The organism is Asaia sp. SF2.1 (assembly GCF_000505765.1).
Lineage (GTDB): Bacteria > Pseudomonadota > Alphaproteobacteria > Acetobacterales > Acetobacteraceae > Asaia > Asaia bogorensis.
This window is the reverse complement of record NZ_AYXS01000026.1, coordinates 1-3,113: the sequence shown is the minus strand read 5'-3', so window position 1 is coordinate 3,113 and position 3,113 is coordinate 1. Positions and strand designations below refer to the sequence as shown.

Below are 3,113 nucleotides of genomic sequence, written 5' to 3'. Positions count from 1 at the left end.
GAAGGTGTTACCCGCCATGTTCTGGTAGAAATACCCGTAGGTCGGGATATACGAGCCAGCCGCCGGACGTCCGATCACACGCGTCTGGGCGATATAGTTCTTGATGCGCGTGTCGAAATAATCGCCGTCGAATGTCACCTTGTCGCCATCCGTCAGCACGTCACGATAATGCAGCTTGGCACCAATCTCCCAGCCATAGGTCTGCTCAGGCGCGAGATTGGGGTTGGGAATGAATTTGAGAAAGCCAAGGCCCGGATGCGAGCTGGCCATGAACATCTCGGTGACGGCGGGCGGGCGAAAACCGAGACCGTAGCTGCCATAAAGCTGCAGGCCATGCACTGGCGTGACAGCCAATGTCACCTTGGGATTGACGGCATCAGCGCCTCGGGAGGCGCTGAAGGCACCCGCATTGACTGATGTGAAGCCTGAGGCCTGATTAACCCCGCTGCCAGAGGCATGATAGGTGTCGTAACGAAGGGCACCCGTCAGCTGCACGATCTTCCAGTTCAGGGCGAGCTGTGTGAAGGCGCTGCCAACCCCGCGCCCGCCTGAGGGGGTGGACCCCTCATAGCCGGTCTGGTCCTTCGTCTTGACGGAGTCATGATAGTACTCGCCGCCATAATTGAGCGAGGCGAGCACGGGGCCAAGTGGGAATTGCGAGGTGTTGTCTGCCTCGAAGCCCAACGTGGTCAGGTTGTATTTCGTCAGATTGGCCGCAGCGAGGGTGCTGGCGCGATAGGCCGGCATGGCATTGTCCAGCCCGGTGGAGACCACATAGCCCTTGACGTGCAGCAAGATGAGCTTGTTGTCGTGCGGTGTGAAGCGATACTCCAGATTGCCCTGGTTGTTCTGTATCTTGTTGCCCGCGTAGATGCCTTCGGTGCCCTGTCCGAATTCATTGTGATAGATGACTGTCCCCAGGGTCAGGCTCTGGTCCATGCCGGGCTTGATGTCGATCTTGAACAGGCCGGACTGCATACGCTGGTAGGTATCGGGAATACGCGCGCCAGCGCCATCCTCGTAATCGCCCGAGCTGCGCATGCTGAAGGCTGCGGCCAGACCCAGCCAGGGGCGCACCCTGACACCCGCGCCGACCACGCCCGAACCATCATAATTATTGGTGCCGCCCAGTGCGCGCGCCATCACACCGTAGCGTTTGCCTGAATCGACCAGATCATCAACGCCCAGCGTGTGCATGTTCACAACGCCCGCGATGGCACCCGCACCATCAGCGGTCGAGACCGTGCCACGAGAGACATCCAGCCCCGCAAGCAGAGCCGGGTCGACATAGACGCTGCCATTCGCGCCGTGGCTACTGGTCTGGAAGTCCTGCCTTGCGCCATCCACCATGACATTTACACGTCCGAAATCCTGCATGCCGCGTATGGAAATCGCGAGGGAGGGGGAGCCATCATTCTGGAAATAGACGCCCGGCAGCCCGGTGAGGATCATGTAGGGCTCGGTAGGGGCGACACGGAGCATGTCATTACGGGTCAGTGTTGAGCTCGCCTGCGGCACGGCGATTTCGTTCGTTCCGTGAACCTTCACACTCGGCAGGGTGATTTCGTTGCCGTTGCTGCGGGTTACGGTGCCGGACCGTGCTTCTGCGCGCGCCAGTTGCGTGGCTCCGGTCGCGGTCGTTGTGCTCGCTGCCGCACGCGCTGATGGGGGAGAGGCGTGTGCGCTGCCAGTCGGCGTGTGCCTGTTTTGCACGTTCTGGGGCGCGTGAGGTCCCAGATCCTGACCGGTAGTCAGGGCATTGCCTGTCTGGGCGTGTGCCTGAACCGGAGCGAGGGTGATCAGGGCGAGTGACGTCGAAAGAGAAAGTACCCGGCGGGTAGTGATCATGGCGTTGGCCCTGCGAGTCGGTGAATGATGTTGCGAACGGTTATTGAGAATGACTCGCACTTGCAAGAAGTAAAAACATCCTTTAAATCACCGCTCCATCGGGTGAGGGAAACCGGCCACACAGCCCCCATGTCCCCGCAGAAAAGGGTCAGGAACCATGAGCATTAGGTTGTTTGGACGGCGTCAGTTCGGGCTCTCGGCATTGGCAACCGGCGTTTCCGGAGCCACCTCGCGCGCTGCGCGGGCCGGTGAGGCCCGCCCCATACGCGTGGAGGATTGCCGCGGTCGTCATGTCACGCTGGGCACCATGCAGCGCATGGTTTCGATCGGTGGCACGATTACCGAGACGCTTTATGCGCTGGGTGTCGGAGAGCGGATCATCGGGGTCGATATTACCTCGACCTACCCGGTGGCAGCCCTGCGCGAAAAGAAATCGGTCGGTTATATGCGGCAGCTTTCATCTGAAGGGGTCTTATCCCTGCGGCCCGATCTGGTGCTCGCGATGAATGATTCCGGGCCGCCCAACGCGCTCGACCAGCTTATGGAATCACCTGTCCCGATCGTTATGATCGATGCAACGCCATCTCTTGAAGGTGTGAAAAACCGTATCCTGACGCTCTCGCGCACCGTGGGTGCCGAGGAGCAGGGGGCGTCGATGGTGGTGCGTTTCGATAACCAGCTGCGCACGCTTAAGGCGTGGAAAGAACTGCACCCCAAAAAGGCCCGCGTGCTGTTTGTCATGCGTGTGGTCAATGGACGACCTATGTCCGCTGGAACCGGGACGGCGGCCGATGCCATCATAACGCTGGCGGGCGGTATCAACGCCGGAAGCGGCATGCAGGGCTACAAGGCGCTGGAGCGTGAAGCTCTGATCGGGCTGCAACCGGACGTCATTCTCATGATGAGTCAGGGCGGACAGTCCATGCGGGATGCCCTCCTTGCGGATGAAGCCGTCAAACTCACACCCGCCGGGCAAAAAGGGGCGATTATCGACATGGAGGGGGAGAAGCTTCTTGGCTTCGGGCCGCGTACTGCCGAAGTCGCGCTTGAACTGGCGCAGGAAATTGCCCGCCACACGCTGCCTGCATGAATGTGCGACGCCTCAATCCGATGTCGGCCTTCGTCTTGCTGGGGATAGGGCTTGTGTCGAGCTTTCTTCTCGCTCTGGCCTCTGGCGCGACCGGTTTCGGCTTTTCCCCCCACGGCGTGAGCGATCCGCAGGTCATGCGGCTTGTCGTCATGGGCATCCGTCTGCCGCGTATCGT

At 60.6% G+C, this 3,113-nt stretch carries 2 protein-coding genes; one reads left to right on the top strand and one right to left on the bottom strand.

Annotated features, from left to right (window positions below):
- On the bottom strand, window positions 1-1,848 hold a 1,848-nt coding region (locus P792_RS30960), incomplete at its 3' end, for a TonB-dependent receptor domain-containing protein (protein WP_023979238.1).
- Between the two features lie 157 nt (window positions 1,849-2,005).
- Here P792_RS30960 and P792_RS30955 point away from each other — a divergent pair.
- Window positions 2,006-2,938: a hemin ABC transporter substrate-binding protein gene (locus P792_RS30955; protein ID WP_035440095.1), complete on the top strand. Its 933-nt coding sequence runs from the start codon at window positions 2,006-2,008 to the stop codon at window positions 2,936-2,938.
- The last annotated feature ends 175 nt before the right edge of the window (window positions 2,939-3,113 follow it).